The 21,628-nt window shown below is 42.4% G+C and carries 19 protein-coding genes; 12 read left to right on the top strand and 7 right to left on the bottom strand.

Annotated elements, in window-relative coordinates; genetic code table 11:
* Window position 1 precedes the first annotated feature (1 nt).
* Window positions 2-1,258, bottom strand: a complete 1,257-nt coding sequence (locus K6V30_RS07330; protein ID WP_010536410.1) for an L-rhamnose isomerase — start codon at window positions 1,256-1,258, stop codon at window positions 2-4.
* A 59-nt stretch (window positions 1,259-1,317) separates the two neighbouring features.
* Window positions 1,318-2,775: a rhamnulokinase gene (rhaB, locus tag K6V30_RS07325; RefSeq protein ID WP_022301692.1), complete on the bottom strand. Its 1,458-nt coding sequence runs from the start codon at window positions 2,773-2,775 to the stop codon at window positions 1,318-1,320.
* A gap of 233 nt (window positions 2,776-3,008) precedes the next feature.
* Between rhaB and K6V30_RS07320 the strand changes: the two genes are divergently transcribed.
* From K6V30_RS07320 to K6V30_RS07280, 9 genes are all read left to right on the top strand, one after another.
* Window positions 3,009-3,482, top strand: coding sequence for an arginine repressor (locus K6V30_RS07320; RefSeq protein WP_008762699.1), 474 nt, complete (start codon window positions 3,009-3,011; stop codon window positions 3,480-3,482).
* Window positions 3,483-3,507: 25 nt separating this feature from the next.
* On the top strand, window positions 3,508-4,086 hold the full coding sequence (locus tag K6V30_RS07315) for a GNAT family N-acetyltransferase (RefSeq protein ID WP_008762698.1): 579 nt from the start codon (window positions 3,508-3,510) through the stop codon (window positions 4,084-4,086).
* A 13-nt stretch (window positions 4,087-4,099) separates the two neighbouring features.
* A complete protein-coding gene (locus K6V30_RS07310; RefSeq protein WP_010536407.1) occupies window positions 4,100-5,308 on the top strand; it encodes an argininosuccinate synthase in 1,209 nt (402 codons plus the stop codon).
* On the top strand, window positions 5,305-6,273 hold the full coding sequence (argC, locus tag K6V30_RS07305; RefSeq protein WP_010536406.1) for an N-acetyl-gamma-glutamyl-phosphate reductase: 969 nt from the start codon (window positions 5,305-5,307) through the stop codon (window positions 6,271-6,273). Before K6V30_RS07310 ends, argC begins: the two co-directional genes overlap by 4 nt.
* 13 nt (window positions 6,274-6,286) lie before the next feature.
* On the top strand, window positions 6,287-7,408 hold the full coding sequence (locus K6V30_RS07300) for an aspartate aminotransferase family protein (protein WP_010536405.1): 1,122 nt from the start codon (window positions 6,287-6,289) through the stop codon (window positions 7,406-7,408).
* Between the two features lie 135 nt (window positions 7,409-7,543).
* Window positions 7,544-8,317: a pyrroline-5-carboxylate reductase gene (gene proC, locus K6V30_RS07295; RefSeq protein ID WP_010536404.1), complete on the top strand. Its 774-nt coding sequence runs from the start codon at window positions 7,544-7,546 to the stop codon at window positions 8,315-8,317.
* Window positions 8,318-8,356: 39 nt separating this feature from the next.
* Window positions 8,357-8,911 (top strand): helix-turn-helix domain-containing protein, encoded by a 555-nt coding sequence (locus tag K6V30_RS07290; RefSeq protein ID WP_010536403.1) that lies wholly within the window; start codon window positions 8,357-8,359, stop codon window positions 8,909-8,911.
* 7 nt (window positions 8,912-8,918) lie between these two features.
* Complete coding sequence (locus tag K6V30_RS07285) at window positions 8,919-10,574, top strand: AMP-binding protein (RefSeq protein WP_010536402.1); 1,656 nt, start codon at window positions 8,919-8,921, stop codon at window positions 10,572-10,574.
* Between the two features lie 215 nt (window positions 10,575-10,789).
* Window positions 10,790-10,990: a DUF2007-related protein gene (locus K6V30_RS07280; protein ID WP_055269177.1), complete on the top strand. Its 201-nt coding sequence runs from the start codon at window positions 10,790-10,792 to the stop codon at window positions 10,988-10,990.
* A 72-nt stretch (window positions 10,991-11,062) separates the two neighbouring features.
* Here K6V30_RS07280 and K6V30_RS07275 read toward each other — a convergent pair whose 3' ends face one another.
* Complete coding sequence (locus K6V30_RS07275) at window positions 11,063-11,521, bottom strand: hypothetical protein (RefSeq protein WP_055269157.1); 459 nt, start codon at window positions 11,519-11,521, stop codon at window positions 11,063-11,065.
* A gap of 482 nt (window positions 11,522-12,003) precedes the next feature.
* Complete coding sequence (locus K6V30_RS07270) at window positions 12,004-12,270, bottom strand: hypothetical protein (protein ID WP_139147250.1); 267 nt, start codon at window positions 12,268-12,270, stop codon at window positions 12,004-12,006.
* A gap of 132 nt (window positions 12,271-12,402) precedes the next feature.
* Between K6V30_RS07270 and K6V30_RS07265 the strand changes: the two genes are divergently transcribed.
* The 3 genes from K6V30_RS07265 to K6V30_RS07255 all read left to right on the top strand — a co-directional run bounded on the left by K6V30_RS07265 (window position 12,403) and on the right by K6V30_RS07255 (window position 16,789).
* Window positions 12,403-14,493 carry a BT4734/BF3469 family protein gene (locus K6V30_RS07265; RefSeq protein WP_010536398.1) on the top strand — a complete coding sequence of 697 codons (2,091 nt, stop codon included), beginning with the start codon at window positions 12,403-12,405 and terminating at the stop codon, window positions 14,491-14,493.
* A gap of 335 nt (window positions 14,494-14,828) precedes the next feature.
* Window positions 14,829-15,977 (top strand): PCMD domain-containing protein, encoded by a 1,149-nt coding sequence (locus K6V30_RS07260; RefSeq protein WP_055269154.1) that lies wholly within the window; start codon window positions 14,829-14,831, stop codon window positions 15,975-15,977.
* 23 nt (window positions 15,978-16,000) lie between these two features.
* Entirely contained in the window at window positions 16,001-16,789 is a 789-nt protein-coding gene (locus K6V30_RS07255) for a porin family protein (protein ID WP_055269176.1), read from the top strand.
* Window positions 16,790-16,904: 115 nt separating this feature from the next.
* Here K6V30_RS07255 and K6V30_RS07250 read toward each other — a convergent pair whose 3' ends face one another.
* The 3 genes from K6V30_RS07250 to K6V30_RS07240 all read right to left on the bottom strand — a co-directional run bounded on the left by K6V30_RS07250 (window position 16,905) and on the right by K6V30_RS07240 (window position 21,454).
* Entirely contained in the window at window positions 16,905-18,428 is a 1,524-nt protein-coding gene (locus K6V30_RS07250; protein WP_055269153.1) for a PCMD domain-containing protein, read from the bottom strand.
* A 381-nt stretch (window positions 18,429-18,809) separates the two neighbouring features.
* Window positions 18,810-19,343: a calycin-like domain-containing protein gene (locus tag K6V30_RS07245; RefSeq protein ID WP_055269152.1), complete on the bottom strand. Its 534-nt coding sequence runs from the start codon at window positions 19,341-19,343 to the stop codon at window positions 18,810-18,812.
* Between the two features lie 155 nt (window positions 19,344-19,498).
* Complete coding sequence (locus K6V30_RS07240) at window positions 19,499-21,454, bottom strand: PCMD domain-containing protein (protein WP_218050241.1); 1,956 nt, start codon at window positions 21,452-21,454, stop codon at window positions 19,499-19,501.
* Window positions 21,455-21,628 lie beyond the last annotated feature (174 nt).

The following is a 21,628-nucleotide window of genomic DNA, read 5'->3' as shown; positions in this document are numbered from 1 at the left end:
CTTACCGTTTAGAAGTTACTTCCGCTTCGTACTTTTCGATTTCTGCAATGAAATCTTCGCCTACCGGCACATTGTTCTTTAAGCAGAACATATCCCATACCGCATTCCATGGAAGCGCTTTCTCTTCTTCAAGCAGAGCCAGACGCTGGAAGCCCTGACCGTTAGCTTCGTATTCACGCAACTTGGCAATCGGTTCAAGCAAAGCACGTGTCATACATTTCTGAGCAGCACGGCTACCGATAACGTAAGCACCGATACGGTTGATAGAAGCATCGAAATAGTCGAGACCGTAGTGTACGCGTTCCAATGCACCGCAACGAACAATTTCACTGAACAGTTCCATTGTAGGATCATCCATAATGGTTACGTGGTCGGAATCCCAACGAACCGGACGGCTTACGTGCAACATCAATTCGGGCACATAAAGCAAAAGAGAGGATACTTTGTCGGCAACACTTTCAGTCGGATGGAAGTGACCGGTATCCAAAGTTACCATCTTGTTACGGGATGCGCCATAACCGATGTAGAAGTCATTGGAACCTACTGTATAGCTTTCCAGACCGATACCGAATACTTTTGATTCAATACAGTCTTTCATGTTTTTATATTCAGTAGCAAATATCTGATCCAAAGAATCTTTCAACAATGCACGATATTTCATGCGGTTTACAGTGATATCCTTGCTTCCGTCATGTACCCAAAGATTCATGATACACGGGTCACCCTGCGCCTTACCCATTTCTTCGGCAACGGCACGACAACGTTTGGTATGCTCAATCCAGAACTGACGGATGCCCTCATCCGGATTAGACAGTGACAAATCACCAGATTTCGGATGTGAGAATGAAGTAGAGTTAAAATCGAGTTTCATGTTATGCTCTTTACCCCATTCAATCCAGCTCTTGAAATGTTCAGGCTCTACCTGATCGCGGTCTACCACTTTACCTTGAAAATCTCCGTAGATTTCGTGCAGGTTCAAACGGTGTGTACCCGGAATATAAGAAGCGGCTTTCAGAATGTCGGCACGCAGTTCATCTATATTGCGAGCTTTGCCCGGATAATTACCGGTTGCCTGAATACCTCCGCTCAGTGCACCTGCCTGCACTTCAAATCCCGTTACATCATCAGCCTGCCAGCAATGAAGTGACAAGTGGAAGTCCTGCATGGTTTTCAGTACCTTTTCAGTATCTACACCTACTGCTGCATAGCGTTCAACAGCAATCTCATACGCTTTCTGGATCATTTCTTCTTTTTTCATGATATTCTATTATTAAAAGTTAATATTATTCTGTCGGTTATTTCTTGATTCTCCGGAATTTATCGAACGCAGTTTTTAAAATGGATATAAGCCGCATCCCAGGCTGCCATATCCTGTGGGTGATAAGTCTTCAACGGAATTGAACGGCTTATCAACTGACGCATACCGGCAACATCCGTCGCCTCTCCCACCGTCATTGCCTGAATCATGACATTACCGATAGCTGTAGCCTCAGACGGTCCTGCCACAACCGGAATGCCGATAGCATTGGCAGTGAACTGATTCAACAAGTCATTACGGCTACCGCCACCGATCACATGCAGAGTTTCGATAGGACGAGGAGAAAGCGCACGCAAGTTCTCCAACACCTGACGGTAACGCAAAGCCAGACTCTCAAAGATACAACGTACTATTTGTCCACGTTGCTCAGGAACCGGCTGCCCAGTAGTCCGGCAATATTCACGAATAGCCTGTTCCATATCCGCAGGATTTGCAAAACAGTCGTCATCCGGATTGATTAAACTACGGAATGGTTCACACGAATCCGCTTCGGTAATTAATTCCGGATAGCTTGTATCTCCCCAATTCAGACGGCAACGTTCCAGCAACCACATTCCACAAATATTCTTCAAAAGGCGAATTGTGCCTTCTACGCCACCTTCATTCGTAAAATTCAAAGCCTCTGTTTCAGCAGTAATCACCGGTGCATCTGTTTCCACCCCCATCAGCGACCAAGTACCGCTACTCAAATATGCGAAATTACGATCAAGTGCGGGAACAGCTGCTACAGCAGATCCGGTATCATGTCCGGCCACCGCAATCACAGGAATTGCCCCCAATCCTGTTATCTTTTGCACTTCTTCAGTCAATGTTCCTATCTTCTCACCCGGGAAGACAAAACGACCGAAATTCTCTTCTTTCAGTCCGACTGCTTTCAGCAACTCCGGTTCCAGACGTTGCGTATGTGCATTCACTAATTGGGCAGTGGAAGCAATGGTATATTCAGTTACCATCTTCCCGGTCAGCATATAGCTCAACGCATCCGGCATAAACAGAACTTTGTCTGCTGCCTCCAATGCACTGTCATGATTGCGACGCAAAGTATCTAATTGGAAAAGTGAATTAAAATTCATTACCTGAATACCAGTTTTACCATATACCTCGCTACGGGAGATACGAGAGAAAAAGGCTTCCGGTGCTCCTACCGTATGCGGATCACGATATGCATAAGGCTGGCGAAGCAGGTTTCCGTCTTTTCCAAGGAGGACGAAATCTACTCCCCATGTATCTATACCGATAGAGGCAATAGATTCGCCACGGTGAGCTACCAATTTCAATCCGTCGATAATGTGACGGTATAATGCATAAATATCCCAATAGAAATGTCCACCCACCTCGATCAAGTGGTTAGGAAAACGATTAATCTCCTCCAGATTTAATCCGCCTTCAATAAAAGAGCCTAAGATTGTACGGCCGCTTGTTGCGCCCAGGTCGACTGCAAAAAAGTTCTGTTTCATGGTATTTTGTCTATATATTTAAGGTATCCATTTACCTACATTGCAAAGATAGGCGGTTCCTTCCTCCTTTTCCTTACACATTTTGATAGAAAGGATGTGCATTTTGACACAAATCTGCATAGCCAAACCTTACATCAGTATAAATTTTACTTTTTATGCAAAAAAAGCATGATTTATGCATGTTTTTTCCGAAATAATGCATAATTTTGCGCCATTCTTAGAATAATTATGCAATGAAGAAGAAAGCAAATCGGTTAGACGCCATCAAAATGATTATCTCAAGCAAGGAGGTAGGCTCGCAGGAAGAACTGCTGCAAGAGCTGAACCGTGAAGGCTTCGAACTGACACAAGCCACCCTCTCCCGCGACTTGAAACAACTGAAAGTAGCCAAAGCTGCAAGTATGAACGGTAAGTATGTATATGTATTGCCGAATAACATCATGTATAAACGTTCCACTGACCAGAGTGCCGGTGAGATGTTGCGCAACAATGGATTTATCTCTCTACAGTTTTCCGGCAATATAGCTGTTATCCGTACCCGTCCCGGTTACGCCAGCAGCATGGCTTATGATATCGACAACAATGAGTTCAGCGAGATTCTGGGAACCATTGCCGGTGACGATACCATCATGCTGGTTCTGCGTGAAGGAGTAGCCACAAGCAAAGTACGTCAGCTTTTGTCGCTCATCATTCCGAATATCGAATAACTATACCTATATTATATATAAAGAAATGGACACTCAACAAATAGATGTTATGGTAGCCGACGCCTCACATGAGGTTTACGTTGACACTATTTTGGAAACTATCAGAAATGCTGCTGCCGTACGAGGAACCGGAATCGCAGAGCGCACACACGAATACGTAGCGACTAAAATGAAAGAGGGCAAAGCAATAATCGCGCTCTGTGGCGACACATTCGCAGGTTTCACCTATATCGAATCATGGGGAAACAAGCAATACGTAGCAACCTCCGGTCTGATTGTACATCCCGATTTTCGCGGATTAGGATTGGCAAAGCGCATCAAACAAGCATCTTTCCAACTGGCACGTCTCCGATGGCCGAAAGCTAAGATTTTCAGTCTGACATCCGGAGCCGCAGTGATGAAAATGAACACCGAACTAGGATATGTCCCCGTCACTTTCAATGAACTGACAGACGACGAGGCTTTCTGGAAAGGATGCGAAGGCTGCACCAACCACGATATACTGGTGGCTAAAAACCGTAAGTTCTGCATCTGCACAGCCATGCTGTACGATCCGACAGACCCGCGGAACATAAAAAAAGAACAAGAAAGAAATAACATTTAATATATACAGCACTATGGAAGAAAAGAAAAAAAAAGTAGTGGTGGCATTCAGCGGCGGACTGGACACATCGTTCACCGTCATGTACCTCGCTAAAGAAAAAGGTTACGAAGTATATGCAGCTTGTGCCAATACGGGCGGTTTCAGCGAAGAACAGCTGAAGACAAACGAAGAAAACGCCTACAAACTGGGAGCAGTGAAATATGTAACATTGGACGTTACTCAGGAATACTACGAAAAGAGTCTGAAATATATGGTTTTCGGAAATGTGCTGCGTAATGGTACTTACCCGATCTCCGTCAGCTCGGAACGTATCTTCCAGGCGTTGGCCATCGCACGTTATGCCAACGAAATCGGTGCGGATGCCATTGCCCACGGTTCTACCGGAGCAGGTAACGACCAGATTCGTTTTGACATGACTTTCCTTGTACTGGCTCCGAATGTAGAAATCATCACGCTGACCCGTGATATGGCATTGAGCCGTCAGGAAGAAATCGACTATCTGAACAAACATGGTTTCAGTGCAGACTTTACCAAGCTGAAATACTCTTATAACGTAGGTTTGTGGGGTACATCCATCTGTGGTGGCGAAATCCTCGACTCCGCACAGGGATTACCGGAAACAGCTTACCTGAAACATGTAGAAAAAGAAGGTAGTGAACAGCTTCGCCTGACATTCGAAAAGGGAGAACTGAAAGCTGTCAACGACGAAACATTCGACGATCCGATCAAAGCGATACAAAAAGTAGAAGAAATCGGTGCGGCATACGGTATCGGACGCGATATGCACGTAGGCGATACGATTATCGGTATCAAAGGCCGTGTAGGTTTCGAAGCAGCAGCTCCGATGTTGATTATCGGTGCCCACCGCTTCCTCGAGAAATACACATTGAGCAAATGGCAGCAATACTGGAAAGATCAGGTAGCCAACTGGTACGGAATGTTCCTCCACGAAAGCCAGTATCTCGAACCGGTAATGCGTGATATCGAAGCTATGCTTCAGGAAAGCCAACGTAACGTTAACGGTACGGCAATCCTCGAACTCCGTCCGCTTTCTTTCTCTACCGTTGGCGTAGAATCGGAAGATGACCTCGTGAAAACGAAGTTTGGCGAATATGGCGAGATGCAGAAAGGCTGGACAGCCGAAGATGCGAAAGGCTTTATTAAGGTGACTTCTACTCCGCTACGTGTTTACTACAATAACCATAAAGACGAAGAGATATGATTAAAGCAGGAATCATTGGTGGCGCAGGATATACAGCAGGCGAATTAATCCGTCTGCTGCTCAACCATCCGGAAACTGAAATCGTATTTATCAACAGCAGCAGTAATGCCGGAAACAAAATTACCGACGTACACGAAGGACTATACGGAGAAACAGACCTGAGATTTACCGACCAGTTACCCCTGGACGCTATCGACGTGCTTTTCTTCTGTACTGCCCACGGCGACACGAAGAAATTTATGGAAAGCCACAACGTGCCGGAAGATTTGAAGATCATCGACCTCTCGATGGATTATCGCATCAAGAGTGACGATCATGATTTCATCTATGGTCTGCCGGAACTGAACCGCCGTGCTACCTGTACGGCGAAGCATGTAGCCAATCCCGGTTGTTTTGCCACCTGCATCCAGCTAGGTTTGCTTCCGCTGGCCAAGAATCTGATGTTGACAGACGATGTTTCAGTTAATGCTATCACCGGAAGTACCGGTGCCGGCGTGAAACCCGGTGCTACCAGTCATTTCAGCTGGCGTAACAATAACATCAGCATCTACAAGGCATTCGATCATCAGCATGTGCCGGAAATCAAGCAATCACTGAAACAGCTGCAAAACAGCTTCGATTCAGAGATCGACTTTATCCCTTATCGGGGCGATTTCCCACGCGGCATCTTTGCCACTCTTGTCGTGAAAACCAAAGTAGCACTCGAAGAGATCATTCGCATGTACGAAGAATATTATGCCAAAGACTCCTTCGTTCATATCGTAGATAAAAATATAGACTTGAAACAAGTCGTAAATACAAATAAATGTCTGATACACCTGGAGAAACATGGTGACAAACTATTGATTATCTCCTGCATCGACAACTTGCTGAAGGGCGCCAGCGGACAGGCAGTTCATAACATGAACCTGATGTTCAACCTGGAAGAAACCGTAGGATTACGGCTGAAACCTTCCGCTTTCTAAAAACAGAAGAATTATGAAATTATTCGACGTATATCCTTTATATAACATCAATATAGTCAAAGGACAAGGCTGTAAGGTATGGGATGAGAATGGTACGGAATATCTGGACCTTTACGGAGGTCATGCCGTCATTTCCATCGGACATGCGCATCCCCACTATGTGGAGATGATCAGCAATCAGGTAGCAACCCTTGGTTTCTATTCAAACTCGGTGATCAATAAGCTGCAACAACAGGTAGCGGAACGACTGGGAAAAATCTCCGGTTACGAAGACTATTCCCTGTTTCTGATCAACAGCGGAGCCGAAGCCAATGAGAATGCGCTGAAGCTGGCTTCTTTCTATAACGGACGTACCAAAGTAGTGTCCTTCAGCAAGGCTTTCCACGGACGTACTTCGTTGGCAGTAGAGGCTACGAACAATCCTTCCATCATTGCTCCGATCAATAACAACGGACATGTGACCTATCTTCCCTTGAATGATATCGAGGCGATGAAACAGGAACTGGCAAAAGGAGACGTATGCGCTGTTATCATCGAAGGAATACAAGGAGTGGGCGGTATCAAAATACCGACTACCGAATTCATGCAGGAACTTCGCAACGCTTGTACCGAAACCGGAACGATCCTGATTCTGGACGAAATACAGAGCGGATACGGTCGCAGCGGTAAATTCTTTGCTCACCAATACAATCATATCCAGCCGGATATTATCACTGTAGCCAAAGGTATCGGTAACGGATTCCCGATGGCAGGTGTACTGATCAGTCCGATGTTCAAACCCGTCTACGGACAATTGGGAACTACATTCGGAGGAAATCACCTGGCATGCTCGGCAGCTCTTGCCGTAATGGATGTGATTGAACAGGACCATCTGGTGGAAAATGCCGCTAAAGTCGGTAATTACCTGCTGGAAGAACTCAAGAAATTTCCGCAAATCAAAGAAGTACGCGGACGCGGGTTGATGATCGGACTCGAATTTGAAGAACCGATCAAAGAACTGCGCAGCCGACTCATCTATGATGAGCATGTATTTACGGGAGCAAGCGGTACAAACGTACTTCGTCTGTTACCCCCTCTCTGCCTCAGCATGGAGGAAGCGGACGAATTCCTTGCCCGCTTCAAGAGAGTACTCTGATCGCTCATTTGATTAATAAACAGCCGACAAAAAAGCAGCCTCATACAGAAATATTTTTCTTATCCGGGCTGCTTTTTGTTTTTTCGCAATTTACCGTTACCTTTGTCTGTAAGAATCCATAAAAAATAAGCGCATATGAAAATAGCTATTATCGGTGCAGGAAACATGGGTGGTTCTATAGCCCGCGGCCTGGCAAAAGGAAGTCTGATAGCAGACTCAGATATCATTGTATCCAATCCCAGCGCAGGCAAACTGGAAAAGCTGAAAGAAGAATTTCCGGGCATCTCCACAACTCAGAATAACGCAGAAGCTGCTGCAGGAGCAGATATTGTCATTTTGGCGGTCAAGCCATGGTTCATGGAACCGGTGATGCGTGAGCTGAAGCTAAAGAGCAGACAAACTCTCGTCTCTGTAGCAGCCGGCATTAGCTTTGAAGAGCTTGCACACTTTGTGATAGCACCCGAAATGCCGATGTTCCGCCTCATCCCCAACACTGCCATCAGCGAACTGGAAAGCATGACGCTTATCGCAGCACGCAACACAAACGATGAGCAAAACCAGTTCATGCTCCGGCTGTTCAATGAAATGGGAATGTCTATGCTCATCCCCGAAGAAAAGATAGCAGCTACCACGGCACTAACTTCCTGCGGCATCGCTTATGTATTGAAATACATCCAGGCTGCCATGCAAGCCGGTATCGAAATGGGCATCCGTCCTAAAGATGCCATGGAGATGGTAGCCCAGTCTGTCAAAGGAGCCGCCGCATTAATTCTGAATAATGATACTCATCCCAGCGTGGAAATAGACAAGGTGACCACTCCGGGCGGAATCACCATCAAAGGAATCAACGAACTGGAACACAACGGATTTACTTCCGCGGTTATCAAGGCGATGAAGGCATCCAAATAATACCGCAAAATTATTAATTATAAAAAAATAACCACTTGTATGAATGATCAAATTAAACAAATCGCAGAGCGTCTTCGCGGATTGCGTGACGTACTGGAACTAACGTCTGAAGACATCGCCCGCGACTGTGACATCTCTGCCGAGGAATACCGGCTCGCAGAGACAGGAGATTACGACATTTCCGTCAGCATGTTACAAAAGATAGCCCGCACCTATAACATTGCACTGGATGCACTGATGTTTGGCGAAGAACCGAAAATGAGCAGTTACTTTGTCACCCGTGCCGGCAAAGGCACGAGCATCGAACGCACCAGAGCCTACAAATACCAATCACTGGCAGCCGGTTTTATGAATCGCACAGCCGATCCGTTCATCGTTACTGTCGAACCCAAAGGAGACGACGAGCCTATTCATTACAACCACCACAACGGACAAGAGTTTAATCTTGTGCTCGAAGGGCGTATGCTTATCAACATTGAAGGTAAGGAAATCATCCTGAACCAAGGTGACAGTATCTATTTCAACTCAAAACTTCCACATGGCATGAAAGCGCTCGATGGCAAAACGGTACGTTTTCTGGCAGTAATTATGTAATAACATTATGGTAGAAAGATTTTTAGCAAAGACTAACTTTGCCTCACAAGAGGATTTTATCAAGAACCTGAAAATAAATGTTCCGGAGAACTTCAACTTCGGTTACGATGTAGTAGATGCCTGGGCAGCCGAACAACCCGACAAGAATGCCTTACTCTGGACCAATGACCGGGGCGAAAGCCGCCAGTTCTCTTTCGCCGACATGAAACGCTATACGGACATGACGGCTTCTTACTTCCAGAGCCTCGGCATCGGTCGCGGAGATATGGTGATGCTGATTCTGAAACGCCGCTACGAGTTCTGGTACAGCACCATCGCCTTGCATAAGCTGGGAGCCACAGTTATTCCTGCAACCCACCTGCTGACAAAGAAAGATATCATCTACCGCTGCAACGCCGCCGACATCAAAATGATTGTAGCTGCCGGTGAAGGAATCGTATTGCAACACATCAAAGATGCTCTTCCTGAGTGTCCGAGCGTAGAAAAGTTAGTCAGTGTAGGTCCGGAAGTTCCGGAAGGATTCGAAGATTTCCATCAGGGCATCGAGAACGCTGCTCCGTTCGTCCGTCCGAGACATGCCAATACGAATGATGACATCTCACTGATGTACTTCACCTCCGGTACTACCGGTGAACCTAAAATGGTAGCGCATGACTTTACCTATCCGTTAGGTCATATCGTTACCGGTAGCTTCTGGCACAATCTGGACGAGAACAGTCTCCATCTCACCATTGCCGATACCGGTTGGGGAAAAGCAGTATGGGGCAAACTCTACGGACAGTGGATTGCCGGAGCAAACATCTTCGTTTACGACCATGAGAAGTTCACCCCCGCAGCTATTCTGGAAAAGATACAAGAGTATCAGGTGACTTCACTCTGTGCACCTCCTACTATCTTCCGTTTCCTTATTCATGAAGATCTGACCAAATATGATCTGTCCTCATTGCGGTATTGCACCATCGCCGGAGAAGCTCTGAACCCTGCCGTATTCGAGACTTTCAAGAAACTGACAGGCATCAAGCTGATGGAAGGCTTCGGACAGACTGAGACGACATTGACAGTAGCTACCATGCCTTGGATGGAACCGAAACCGGGAAGTATGGGATTGCCCAATCCACAATATGACGTGGACCTGATAGACAACGAAGGCCGCTCTGTAGAAGCGGGAGAACAAGGTCAGATCGTAATCCGCACCAGCAAAGGCAAACCTCTCGGACTCTTCAAAGAATACTATCGCGACGCGGAACGTACACACGAAGCCTGGCATGACGGCATTTACTACACAGGTGACGTTGCATGGAAAGACGAAGACGGCTATTTGTGGTTTGTAGGACGCGCAGACGATGTAATCAAGAGTTCCGGTTACCGCATCGGTCCTTTCGAAGTAGAAAGCGCTTTGATGACACACCCTGCCGTGATAGAATGTGCTATTACCGGAGTGCCCGACGAGATTCGCGGACAGGTAGTGAAAGCAACTATCGTATTGTCTAAAGACTATAAAGCACGCGCCGGAGAAGAATTGATCAAAGAATTGCAGAACCATGTTAAGAAAGTGACTGCACCTTATAAATATCCGCGTGTGATTGAGTTCGTTGACGAACTGCCAAAGACGATCAGCGGTAAGATTCGCCGCGTGGAGATTCGCAAGAACGACGAGAAATAAGCAAAAAACAGCCGACTCATCGATAAAATCCTCCTTATCTGTTCTCTCAAACAGCATAAGGAGGATTTCTTTTGGTACCAATACTACAAACTGATCAATTTATGCTAAAATCAGACCAATGCATCATTTCTATACTTTTATGACTCAAAATTGCTCTCATATATAATTTTCCCTTCTTATATTTGCCGACAGTAAAAACCAAAACACAAAAGAATATGATTACAAGTAGAAAGATTTCTCAGGTCAATGTTTTTGCTGGTAGTCCCTGGGAGGTGGCCAGTGTGAAGAGTCTTCTGAAAGCAGCGTATATCGAGGCTTCAATGAAAGACAATGGATTGAAAGGTATACTCGTTTCGGTTCCGTGCGAATACTATACCGCAGCAATGCGTGTGATTAATAGCAGAAAGGTTTTATAGGTCTTAGGTTAACATATAGGATAAAAGCCGGTTACGATAGGAGATCGTGACCGGCTTTTTCAGTTTCCGGTCTTATTCGCGTACAAAGGTTTCCCTAAATAGATAATTAACATCATCAGCAGCATCTAATTTTTCCCATACTAATTGTGTGGAACTGAGCTGAGTGATTCGGTAGAAACTTATTCCTACTGCTATGAGCTGTTGTTCGTGATCATAAACATATTCGGTTAATCTCGGTCCATAATCAGAATTTGCTTCTGTATAGGTGCAAACACCTTTTTCATTAAAATGATAGTAAACTTGTCTACCATCCGGACACCTATTATAAGTTCCCCGAACGACCTCCCCAGTTATTGGGTTGGTCATTGCATATTCTCCTTTTTCTAATATCCATTTACCGACAATGGACTGAGCAGTAATGTCGTCGTCGTCATCATCACCGCATGCAGATAGCGTGAAACTGCATAAAACAATGGCAACAAAAGCTACTAATTGCCCAGTTTGTCTAAGTAATCCCTTTTTAGTTTTCATTTCTTTTGGGTCCTTGGGTTAACAATACTCTGTAAATATAAGAATAATTGTTTTCATTGTAACTGATTAAGTGTTCTTTTTTATTTTCAATTATCATTTCTCTTCATCATTCTTCATTTCCGCACATTTATGCATTAATTCGTATATCACAATTCGTATTATCTACATAATGATTAAATATAGATTTCTATTGTCATCTGTCAGCTTTTCACATATAACAGTCTTATAATAAACAGATTACCTCATGACAATAAGCCCTGACAATAAGCTGACAATAGCAATAGTACCATTTTACTGTCAAGCATATGGAGTGAGGGAAATTTCCGATATACCTCACATTAAAGCGTATCAATATATTTTTTGCTATCACTTGGTTCTGTCATTCAGACGAATACCAATGAGAAATGGTCAGCTATGTCATTCAGACGACTGCAAGGAGTAAGAATCTACTCTTTTGTGCGCACAAGAGAAGAGCCTTCATTTCACACTGTCACCAACATCTCTCCTTTCGTTGTTTCCCGTTCAAGTATCCATATGGTTTGTGACAAGCTAACAGAACGGTTGTGCCACCTACGGAAACGATTGTGCCAAACCTCTGAAATGGTTGTGCAAAGCGCTTGGCACAGTTGTGCCACTGCGATGGCACAGTCGTGCCAAAGGCGTGGCACAAGCATGCCAAAGGCGTGGCACAAGCAAAGCATACCTTCTACTCCTCGTCCGCTATACTTTCCCTGCCCTTCAGACCGCACTATTGTAAAAGATAAAGACCGCGCGAAATTTCTCAATAATAAAAGCGCAAACGCTTGTTTCACCGGCATATTATCCGTACCTTCGATGCCTGATACAAACAAAATTAAATCAAGAAAAATCAAAATAGAAAAATGAAGATTACACAAATCAGGGAGAGCAGAGAAAACGGAGATACGGAAGCGTTAAGCGTGATGGATATCAACCTACTGATAGAGAAAATGAAGAAAGAGACTAAACTCCGTCCGGTATCCGGCCTACGCGAAGCCCTGCATTTTGTCTTACCCGGTGAACCTTGCTCAGCTGCCCACAAATTGCCCAGAATAATTCCTGCCGCAGTCTTCGGACGCGTAAACGGTGTGAAGAAAATGAAAACTTACAATGGTATCGTAGAATTAACGGTCGGTCCGCTGGCAGGAAAAGCAGAAATAGCCCTGGTAAAACGAAAAGCAGCGGAACTACCACAAACCATGCTGGCTTTTGCTGGTTCGAGCGATAAAAGCGTCAAAATCTGGACTCGCTTCACCCGTCCGGACGGTAAGTTACCCCAGACAGCGGAAGAAGCTGAAATATTTCAGGCGCACGCTTACCGACTCGCCATTAAATGTTATCAGCCGCAAATCCCCTTCAACCTTCTGCTGAAAGAACCGAAACTTGAACAATACTCACGCCTCAGCTATGATCCCGACCTGTTTTATCGTCCCGATCCTGTCCCATTCTATTTATCACAGCCCGTCAGCATGCCCGGCGAAACGACATACAGGGAAAAGACGATTGCCGAAAGTTCTCCCCTCAACCGCACTGTACCGGGATATGCCACGCAAGATGCGATAGCATTGCTATACGAAGCCGCTGTGCGAAAGACATTCGAAGAACTGGAAGTGGAATGGCATTGGAATGACGATCCTCAGGCATTAGTCGTCCGTCTGGCGGAAAACTGTTTTCATTCGGGAATACCGCAAGAAGAAGTGACACGGCGCACTCTCACCCGCTTCTACAAGTTAAACGATGCCATGCTGCTGCGCGAAATGATCAAAAATGTATATCAGGAATGCAAAGGATTCAACCGGAAAGACTGTCTGACTAAAGAACAACGCCTTAACCTGCAAATGGAAGAGTTTATGGAACGCCGCTATGAGTTCCGGCACAATACGCAGATCGGAGAAGTGGAATACCGCGAACGCGTCTCCTTCCGTTTCAACTTCAGCGCCATTGACAAACGGGCACAGAACAGTATCATGCTCGATGCCCAATCCGAAGGGATCGCAGTGTGGGACAGGGATATAGACCGCTATCTGCATTCGAACCGGGTACCTGTCTACAATCCTTTGGAGGAATTTATGTTCAGCCTGCCCCGTTGGGACGGAAAAGACCACATTCTGGCACTGGCAAGCAGAGTGCCTTGCAAAAATCCTTATTGGGGAATGCTTTTCCACCGTTGGTTTCTGAATATGGTGGCTCACTGGCGTGGAATAGGTCAGAAACACGCTAATAGCACATCTCCTCTATTGGTAGGCATGCAAGGAACCCATAAATCTACATTTTGCCGGGAGCTTATACCACCCGCACTTCGCGCCTACTACACAGACAGCATTGATTTCAGCCGTAAACGGGATGCAGAACTATATCTGAACCGCTTTGCTCTGATCAACATCGATGAGTTTGATCAGGTGACTCTTACTCAACAGGGATTTTTAAAGCATATCCTCCAGAAACCTGTAGTCAACTTGCGAAAGCCCCACGGCAGTTTGGTACAGGAATTACAGCGGTATGCCTCCTTTATCGGCACGAGCAACCAAAAAGACCTGCTGACTGATCCTTCAGGAAGCCGTCGTTTTATCTGCGTCGAAGTGACAGGAGTCATTGACACCACCCAACCGATAGACTATGAGCAACTCTACGCACAGGCAATGCATGAGATTTATCACGGCGAACGCTACTGGTTCGACAGCGAAGACGAAAAAATCATGACGGAAAACAACCGCGAATTTGAGCAAACTCCTGCTATTCTTCAATTATTCCACCAATACTTCAAAGGAGCCCAAAAGGAAGGCGAGGGAGAATATCTGTCACCAATGGAAATACTCAACTACTTGCAGAAAAAGAGTAGCATACCCCTGTCTTCCAGCAAAGTATATCACTTTGGAAGACTTCTGCAAAAATGCGGTATACCCTCCAAGCATACTTACAAAGGGACTCTTTATCAAGTAGTCAAACTGGAATAACAGCATGATACGGCTGACAATAGAATGGACAATTGTTATTGTCAGCCGTATTATCAGGGGGTATTGTCAGGAGATAATTATCTTATTTATAATAGTTTGCCTACTAAAAGCTGACAGATGACAATAAAACATCGGTTTTAATCACTATGAATAAGATATTGAACGCCCTGCTGCGAAAGGTCTTTTTCTAACCTTAGCCCACATTATTTTTATAAAAGGCTCTAATTTTATTGAATTCCCTCACTAACAGAGCGCTAGATTTCAAAAAGAAACTTAACTTTGCACCCGAGTTTTATAAAAAGAGACTGAATTAGTAACTAAAAAGATTAAACCGCATGAAAATTAAGACTTTAATAGCCTGTTTCATACTTGCATGTGCAGCATCTTCCTGTATACAGGATGAAGCGCTAAACTCAGAAGCAGCCATTGATGCCTGTACAGGTAGTGATGTACAACAAGCTGCCATTGACTTTGAGAACTTTACCATTCAATTATATGTTTCCAAAGCCGCCGATCTGGCAAAGGTGAATATCAATTTCCAACTTCCGACAGGAGCTACTATCGCACCGGTTACCTCACACGATGGTGATGACCCGTCTATCGCTTCATATAATTTTAAGGCTGAGAATCCCAGAAAGTTCAAAGTAACATCTGAAAACAAATCATTTGAAGCGACTTACAATATCACACTCTGGCAAACAGAAATGCCCGATACCTATCATTTCGAGAATTTGAGTTCGGATAATCCTTTCCATGTGCTATACGAACAAGACAACACTGAAGGGACAGATGGATCATATGTTGTCCGTCGTCTGGAATGGGCAAGTGGAAATCCTGGATTTAATCTGACTGCAATGGCTAAAAACCCTACGGAGTTTCCTACCGTACAGGTCACTGGAGGAGTGAACGGAGGCAAATGCCTGAAACTGGAAACGAAAAGTACCGGAAGTTTCGGCACAATGGTAAAAATGCCAATCGCAGCCGGTAACTTATTCATCGGTTCATTTGATACAGCCAATGCTCTTGTCGACGCGATGAAAGCTACTCGTTTCGGTTTTCCTTTCTTCTATTACCCTGTAAAACTGGAAGGACATTATAAATTCAAAGCCGGAAGCCAGTTCACTTCCAACGGTACAGTAGTAGAAGGCAGACAGGACCATTGCGATATTTACGGAGTATTGTACGAAGCAGACGAAAACGTCAGTTTCCTCGATGGTGCTAATTCGCTGACATCTTCCAACATTGTGATGCTGGCTAGAAAAGCATCAGGTACCTATTGGCCTGAAACCGACACATGGCAACCTTTCACACTCGACTTTGAATTAAAGCCGGGAAAATCTATCAATCCGGATAAACTAGACAAAGGAATTTACAAACTTGCCATCGTATTCTCATCAAGTGTAGATGGAGCGAGTTTCGAAGGAGCAGTGGGAAGCACACTCCATATAGATGAAGTGAAGCTTACTTCCACAAATCAGCAATAATAATCTATTAATAATACATGAAGATGAAAATAACATATAAAATATTCAGCATCGCCTGCCTGCTTCTTTTCTTATCACACACCGTGAATGCTCAAAATGAAAGGAATCAAGGTATCATATACTCTTATCTGCATGGATGGGAATACAGCATAAAAGCCGGATTCAGCATTGGCGGTACTGCACCGCTCCCGTTGCCGGAAGAAATACGCAGCATTGACAGCTATGCCCCTAGCATAGCAATTTCGATTGAAGGAAATGCCACTAAATGGTTCGACGAACAGAAAAAGTGGGGTATGACAGTAGGTGTGCGTCTTGAAAACAAAAGTATGACCACAGAAGCTACCGTAAAAAACTACGGTATGAAGATATTCAATACGAACGGTGGAGAACTGAAAGGTTTATGGACTGGAGGTGTAAAGACGAAAGTCAAAAACTCTTACCTTACTATCCCGGTATTGGCTGACTACAAAATCAGTAACCGTTGGAAAGTATCAGCAGGACCGTACGTTTCTTATCTTATCGAAAGAAACTTCTCCGGTCATGTATACGAAGGACATCTGCGTAGCCCGAATGAAACAGGTTCGAGAGTGGATTTTACGGGTGAAAGTATTGCCACGTATGACTTCTCTGATAATCTGCGTAAATTCCAATGGGGAATGCAGTTAGGCGGTGAATGGAGAGCATTCAAACACCTGAACGTATATGCTGACTTAACATGGGGATTGAACGATATCTTCAAGAAGGATTTCGACACTATCTCATTTGCTATGTATCCTATTTATTTGAATATAGGGTTCGGGTATGCGTTCTAAGAAGTAGCTAAATAAAATAATAACGGCTAATTCCAAATCGAAGAAGATTAGAATTAGCCGTTGTTGTTTCGGAAACTTCCGTTTCAATCAAAAGTTAATCTCTGAAGTGCTAATGCTACTTAGAAGTAACCTTCAAATTATCAACGATTAATGTACTACCCGGAGCACCTTGATAATAATCACCTTCAGCACTTGAAGCACAGACCACTGCCAAATAATATTTTTTAGAAGGATCATACGTCTTATTCTCCAAAAGTTTGAATGAAGCTGTAAATTCAGTCCAGTCATTTACTTCCCCACCATTTTCTAATGTTGCACGCATCACTATACGTGATGAACTGCCAATATAGACTTCTTTGTTTTTATAATCTCCCGTTAATGCTATGTTATTACCTTCATCATCTAAAACTTCTTCATACAATACGGCATAAATAGAACATTCATCCGTTTTATCATCAACAATCTGATTCTTATCATCATAATATACTGAACCTGGTTTATATTTATACCAACCGGAAAGTGTAACCGGTTCACCAACAAACGGAATACCAAACTTCGTGCTATTCAAAGGATTCCCCATATCTGTTTTAAACGACCCTGTAAAAAGAGAACCAGAAGTTACATAAGGAATCAAACCATTCAAAGCAGCATTAAAATCCATTCCCCCATACGAAATAAAAGTATAAATAGTCTTGATCTGGGCAGCTTTTCCTTCCTTTCCCTCAACAGGAGCCACCGGATATTCCAAAGCAGGAAGTTCCACCGACGAAATCATATCATTGATTGTCAGTAAGCCAGGATTACTAGTACCAAATTTTCCTACGGGTGTCTCATAAGTTTCTTTTGAACCACTTGTTTCTGATTTAACAGTTGTCCATTCATTGAGATTTATTTCTTTTTCCTTTCCTGCAACGGCAACTGTATACTGCTTTTTCACAATGCCATCTTCAGAAGTAACATTATAAACAACAGGCTGGGTAAAATCCTGTTCAACACCACTTTGTTTGTCTACAACTGCTCCTTTTGAGATTGTAAATATAGGAGCTAATGTACTCAATTGTTCACTAGTCATATCATCTGAAATAACAAAAGATATATCAGTGCCATCAATTACCGGTTCACCTATTACCATATCATTATCAAAAGTAAAAGTCAGAATATCAGCTTCCGAACTTTTATCTGCAGCCATTTTAGTTCCGTCAAAATTAACATCAATATTGAAAATTGCGACCTTGACCTTAATATTCATGGATAGCTTTCCATCATTTATCGAACCGGAAACATCTAAATTGCACACACCCGGAGATAAGGTAACAGTGCCCGTACCTGTAAATGTACAACCGTTCCCCGCTCTCACAGCCTTAATACCATCTAATTCTATATCACCTAATTCACCAATTCCCGGATATGTAAATTTCTTCAACTGCATCTTTAACTGATTTTCACCATTCTTAAAAATGTAAATCTTCTGAGGAATATCATTCACCTCTCCCAAATCACCTGCATCTACATCAAGAGTACCTAAATATACCCCATCAAATTCTCCATCCTGAATCGGTTGTGGATCGTCGTCACTACATGCAGTGAAAAGTACAACCGAGAATAACAGCATAAATAAACACAACAAATTTTTCTTCATTATTCTAATATTTAATTAATTAATCAATTCTGTAGCAAGTTTAATCACAAAGTAACACCCTTATTCCAGGTCTCACAAGGTCTATTTTTTATATTTGTGATCTATCCTTAAGACAAAATGCCTATCTGAAGTATTTTAGAAATAACAGAGTGCCATATTCAGATATTAGAAATAGAAAAGAAATAAGTAGAAGCACACTAAATCTTGCTACTGAAAATAGCAAAAATGGATACAAAACCAATAGAAAGCATAAGGACAAATAAGAAGAATACCGAAGTCATCTTTAAGAACTACAAGTTACTACAATAAAAAAATACGAAACCCGTCAGAGTTTCGTATTTTCTTATTTATGCAGATATCAATATATACAATATCAGAAACTTACTTCTTAGTTCCAGAGAACTGAACTGCAATATTCATGCTCATAAAAGGAATAGTAATATTCAATTTAATATCATTTCCTGTGATTGTACCTTTTACAGTTATAGGAATACCAGCAGTTCCGGATAATGTTGGTCCCAACCATTGTTCTTCACTAATACCAGCTTGATCACCTGCTTCTATTTTAATATTAGATGTTTTCGTAAATGTATAGTTACCATTACTACCAACCAAATCAATATCAGTAATCTTAATATTTCCAACAGGCAGAGTTTGACCAGCTTCACCACCTGCACCTGCCTGAAGAATAAAGTTCTTTAACGTGAAATTTATTTTAGTTTCAGCCGGGCTTGTCAACTCAATCGTCTGAGATGAAGTAATAGGATCGCTATCATCAATTGTAACTCCCAAATTTCCAGCATAGGTACCAGCTACATCTGGTTTGTCATTATTGTCATCATCATCGTCACCACAAGAGGTAAACAAACCAACTGAACAAACCAGCATAAACAAATACAATAAATTCTTCTTCATAATTTTCAAACTTTTAGTAAATAAAAATCTTTCGATATCCAAAAACGCAGTAAAGTAACTGCATTATTTTCATATTAACAAGATTTAGTCTTTATATTATGCAATCTTTTCTCTCAGAATAACTTATTTACTCTAAGAGAAAAGATCTAAATATATTAAAAAGTAACTTCTAAATCATCGACATAAAGCACACTACCCGGAGCACCGCTAAACTTATCTCCATCTTTACTTGAAGAACAAACGATTGCCAGTTTATACTTTTTAGTAGTATCGAAACTCTTGCCTTCCTTGAATGTAAATTTCACATCAAAGTTAGTATATTCAGTCTGTTCTTTACCATCTACTGAAGCAATTGCTACAATTTTATCAGAAGTCAATAAATTTGTACCGTCTAGGAAGTCGAAAGCATAGTTGTTTACCTCATATAATACAGCATTCATAGCAGGCAAATCTTTTTTCGTATCATCTTTTTCAAAGATGTGAGCCTTAGAAGGATCAGGACAAGTATAATACGTTTCTCCAGCAGTAAACTTATAAGATCCCTTGAAAGCAACAGGCTTTTTGAAACAAGGATAACCAAATTTAGTACTCCTCAAAGTATTAACAGGGTCTACAACAAAAACTCCCGAAAATACAGAACCAGAAGTAACTTTAGGAACAGAAGTTATAAAAGCAAACTTTCCTGTAGTATCCAAGGTTTCTAAACGAGCCGCCTTACCTGATTTACTTTCATTTGATATAGTCACTGCATTCGGTTTATCAGGAGCATAACATTGTAAAAAACCATGCATTCCTTTAATATAAGCAACTCCTCCATTAGAAGTAGCCCATCCTTCGCCCGGTTCATCAAACACTATCTTGCCTTCGTTATTGTAACTCTTCCGTTCCCACTCTCCATCAAAGTTTGTCTTAAATGAGAAATCGTCCATTACAGCAGTATTCACTGTATATGTAACAGTTGTTTTTCCACTTTCAGCTGTTACTTTAAATTTTTGTTCTTTAGAAAAATCTATTGCTGTACCTTTCTCATAAACCGCATCACCATAATAAAGTGTAGCTCCTGAAGAAACTTCAAACTCTGGAACCAATGACAACTTCTCGGCACTTGTACCTTCTTTTATATAAAATACAATATTAGCCTTATTGCTACTTACTTCACCGATCTCTGGCTGTAAAGTTACAACATCACTATTGATTATCATCTTTTCAATTGCAGCACCTGTTTTCTTTTGGTCAGCAGTAAATACATAATGAGCTGTATTTTCCTCATTAGTAATAGTCATATTCAGAGTCAAAACTCCATTTTCAAACTTACCGGAGAAATCCAATGTAGCATCACCTCTTTTATCAGTCAAAGCCTGATGAATTTCTTCAATCTCTACTCCTGTTGCTGTATTTATTAATCTTGCAGATTTAATATCAATCTGCCTAGTGTCATTAGTTCCCCATGGGAAACTTATATAAAATGGCTTAATAGAAATTTGGTTATACTTATTATAAACAACTTCTATACCATCAGTTGGCCATTTAGCCTCAATCTCGATTCCTGTTATAGTAAGTTCTTTACGTGCATACCATCCTGCAACTTCTTGAGCATAGTCTTTTATATCGACTTCCGAACTCAACTTCTCACCGGCAAATACAACATTAATACTTTCCGCTGGGTCTTTTACCTTAACAGAGAAGTTTAAGTCTAATTTCTGCGATTGAACAGTTCCTGCTGCTGTTACTTCCAATTCACCCAAAGAAGGATGCGATAAAGCAATTTTGGATTCTTTTAATTGAACCAAAGTATTATCTCCCTCTACAGCCACATTAGGAAATTGTATATCATCTATTTCTATTGATGTAGGGTTATCATCTACTATCATATTAATAGAAATATTTTTAAGTTCCAAAGTTACATCATTTGCTCCATTAGGAGTAATGAATACTTGTTGCCTGGAAGCTTTAGCTTCTGATGATACAACGGATAACTCTCCATTATAAGTACCAGCAATATCTTTTCCTAGCTGAGGGCCTTCACCACCATTATCATCATCATCATTACAAGCTGTAAATAAACTCATTGAGCAAATGAGCATCAATAAAAACAGTAAATTTTTCTTCATAATTCTCTAATTTAGTTATTACTCCATTTTATCACAAAATCGGATGCAAAGTAACATCTTTATTTTAACTACTACAAGGTCCATTCTTTGTATTTTATGATCTATTTTTAAGATACTAGAAGCTCTTTCTCATATTTTGGAGGCTTTCTAAGTTTTAATATTCAGATTGAAGTA

This window comes from Bacteroides faecis, from assembly GCF_020091505.1.
Classification (GTDB): Bacteria; Bacteroidota; Bacteroidia; order Bacteroidales; family Bacteroidaceae; genus Bacteroides; species Bacteroides faecis.
Note: the sequence above shows the minus strand (reverse complement) of the source record. Positions and strands in the feature narration are given on the sequence as shown.

Coding starts and splice junctions, on each gene's coding strand:
- K6V30_RS07320 (WP_008762699.1), top strand. CDS start 3,009: ATGAAGAAGAAAGCAAATCGGTTAGACGCCATCAAAATGATTATCTCA.
- K6V30_RS07280 (WP_055269177.1), top strand. CDS start 10,790: ATGATTACAAGTAGAAAGATTTCTCAGGTCAATGTTTTTGCTGGTAGT.
- K6V30_RS07285 (WP_010536402.1), top strand. CDS start 8,919: ATGGTAGAAAGATTTTTAGCAAAGACTAACTTTGCCTCACAAGAGGAT.
- K6V30_RS07260 (WP_055269154.1), top strand. CDS start 14,829: ATGAAAATTAAGACTTTAATAGCCTGTTTCATACTTGCATGTGCAGCA.
- K6V30_RS07255 (WP_055269176.1), top strand. CDS start 16,001: ATGAAAATAACATATAAAATATTCAGCATCGCCTGCCTGCTTCTTTTC.
- K6V30_RS07275 (WP_055269157.1), bottom strand. CDS start 11,521: ATGAAAACTAAAAAGGGATTACTTAGACAAACTGGGCAATTAGTAGCT.
- K6V30_RS07240 (WP_218050241.1), bottom strand. CDS start 21,454: ATGAAGAAAAATTTACTGTTTTTATTGATGCTCATTTGCTCAATGAGT.
- K6V30_RS07330 (WP_010536410.1), bottom strand. CDS start 1,258: ATGAAAAAAGAAGAAATGATCCAGAAAGCGTATGAGATTGCTGTTGAA.
- K6V30_RS07245 (WP_055269152.1), bottom strand. CDS start 19,343: ATGAAGAAGAATTTATTGTATTTGTTTATGCTGGTTTGTTCAGTTGGT.
- K6V30_RS07315 (WP_008762698.1), top strand. CDS start 3,508: ATGGACACTCAACAAATAGATGTTATGGTAGCCGACGCCTCACATGAG.
- K6V30_RS07310 (WP_010536407.1), top strand. CDS start 4,100: ATGGAAGAAAAGAAAAAAAAAGTAGTGGTGGCATTCAGCGGCGGACTG.
- K6V30_RS07300 (WP_010536405.1), top strand. CDS start 6,287: ATGAAATTATTCGACGTATATCCTTTATATAACATCAATATAGTCAAA.
- proC (WP_010536404.1), top strand. CDS start 7,544: ATGAAAATAGCTATTATCGGTGCAGGAAACATGGGTGGTTCTATAGCC.
- rhaB (WP_022301692.1), bottom strand. CDS start 2,775: ATGAAACAGAACTTTTTTGCAGTCGACCTGGGCGCAACAAGCGGCCGT.
- K6V30_RS07290 (WP_010536403.1), top strand. CDS start 8,357: ATGAATGATCAAATTAAACAAATCGCAGAGCGTCTTCGCGGATTGCGT.
- K6V30_RS07250 (WP_055269153.1), bottom strand. CDS start 18,428: ATGAAGAAAAATTTGTTGTGTTTATTTATGCTGTTATTCTCGGTTGTA.
- argC (WP_010536406.1), top strand. CDS start 5,305: ATGATTAAAGCAGGAATCATTGGTGGCGCAGGATATACAGCAGGCGAA.
- K6V30_RS07265 (WP_010536398.1), top strand. CDS start 12,403: ATGAAGATTACACAAATCAGGGAGAGCAGAGAAAACGGAGATACGGAA.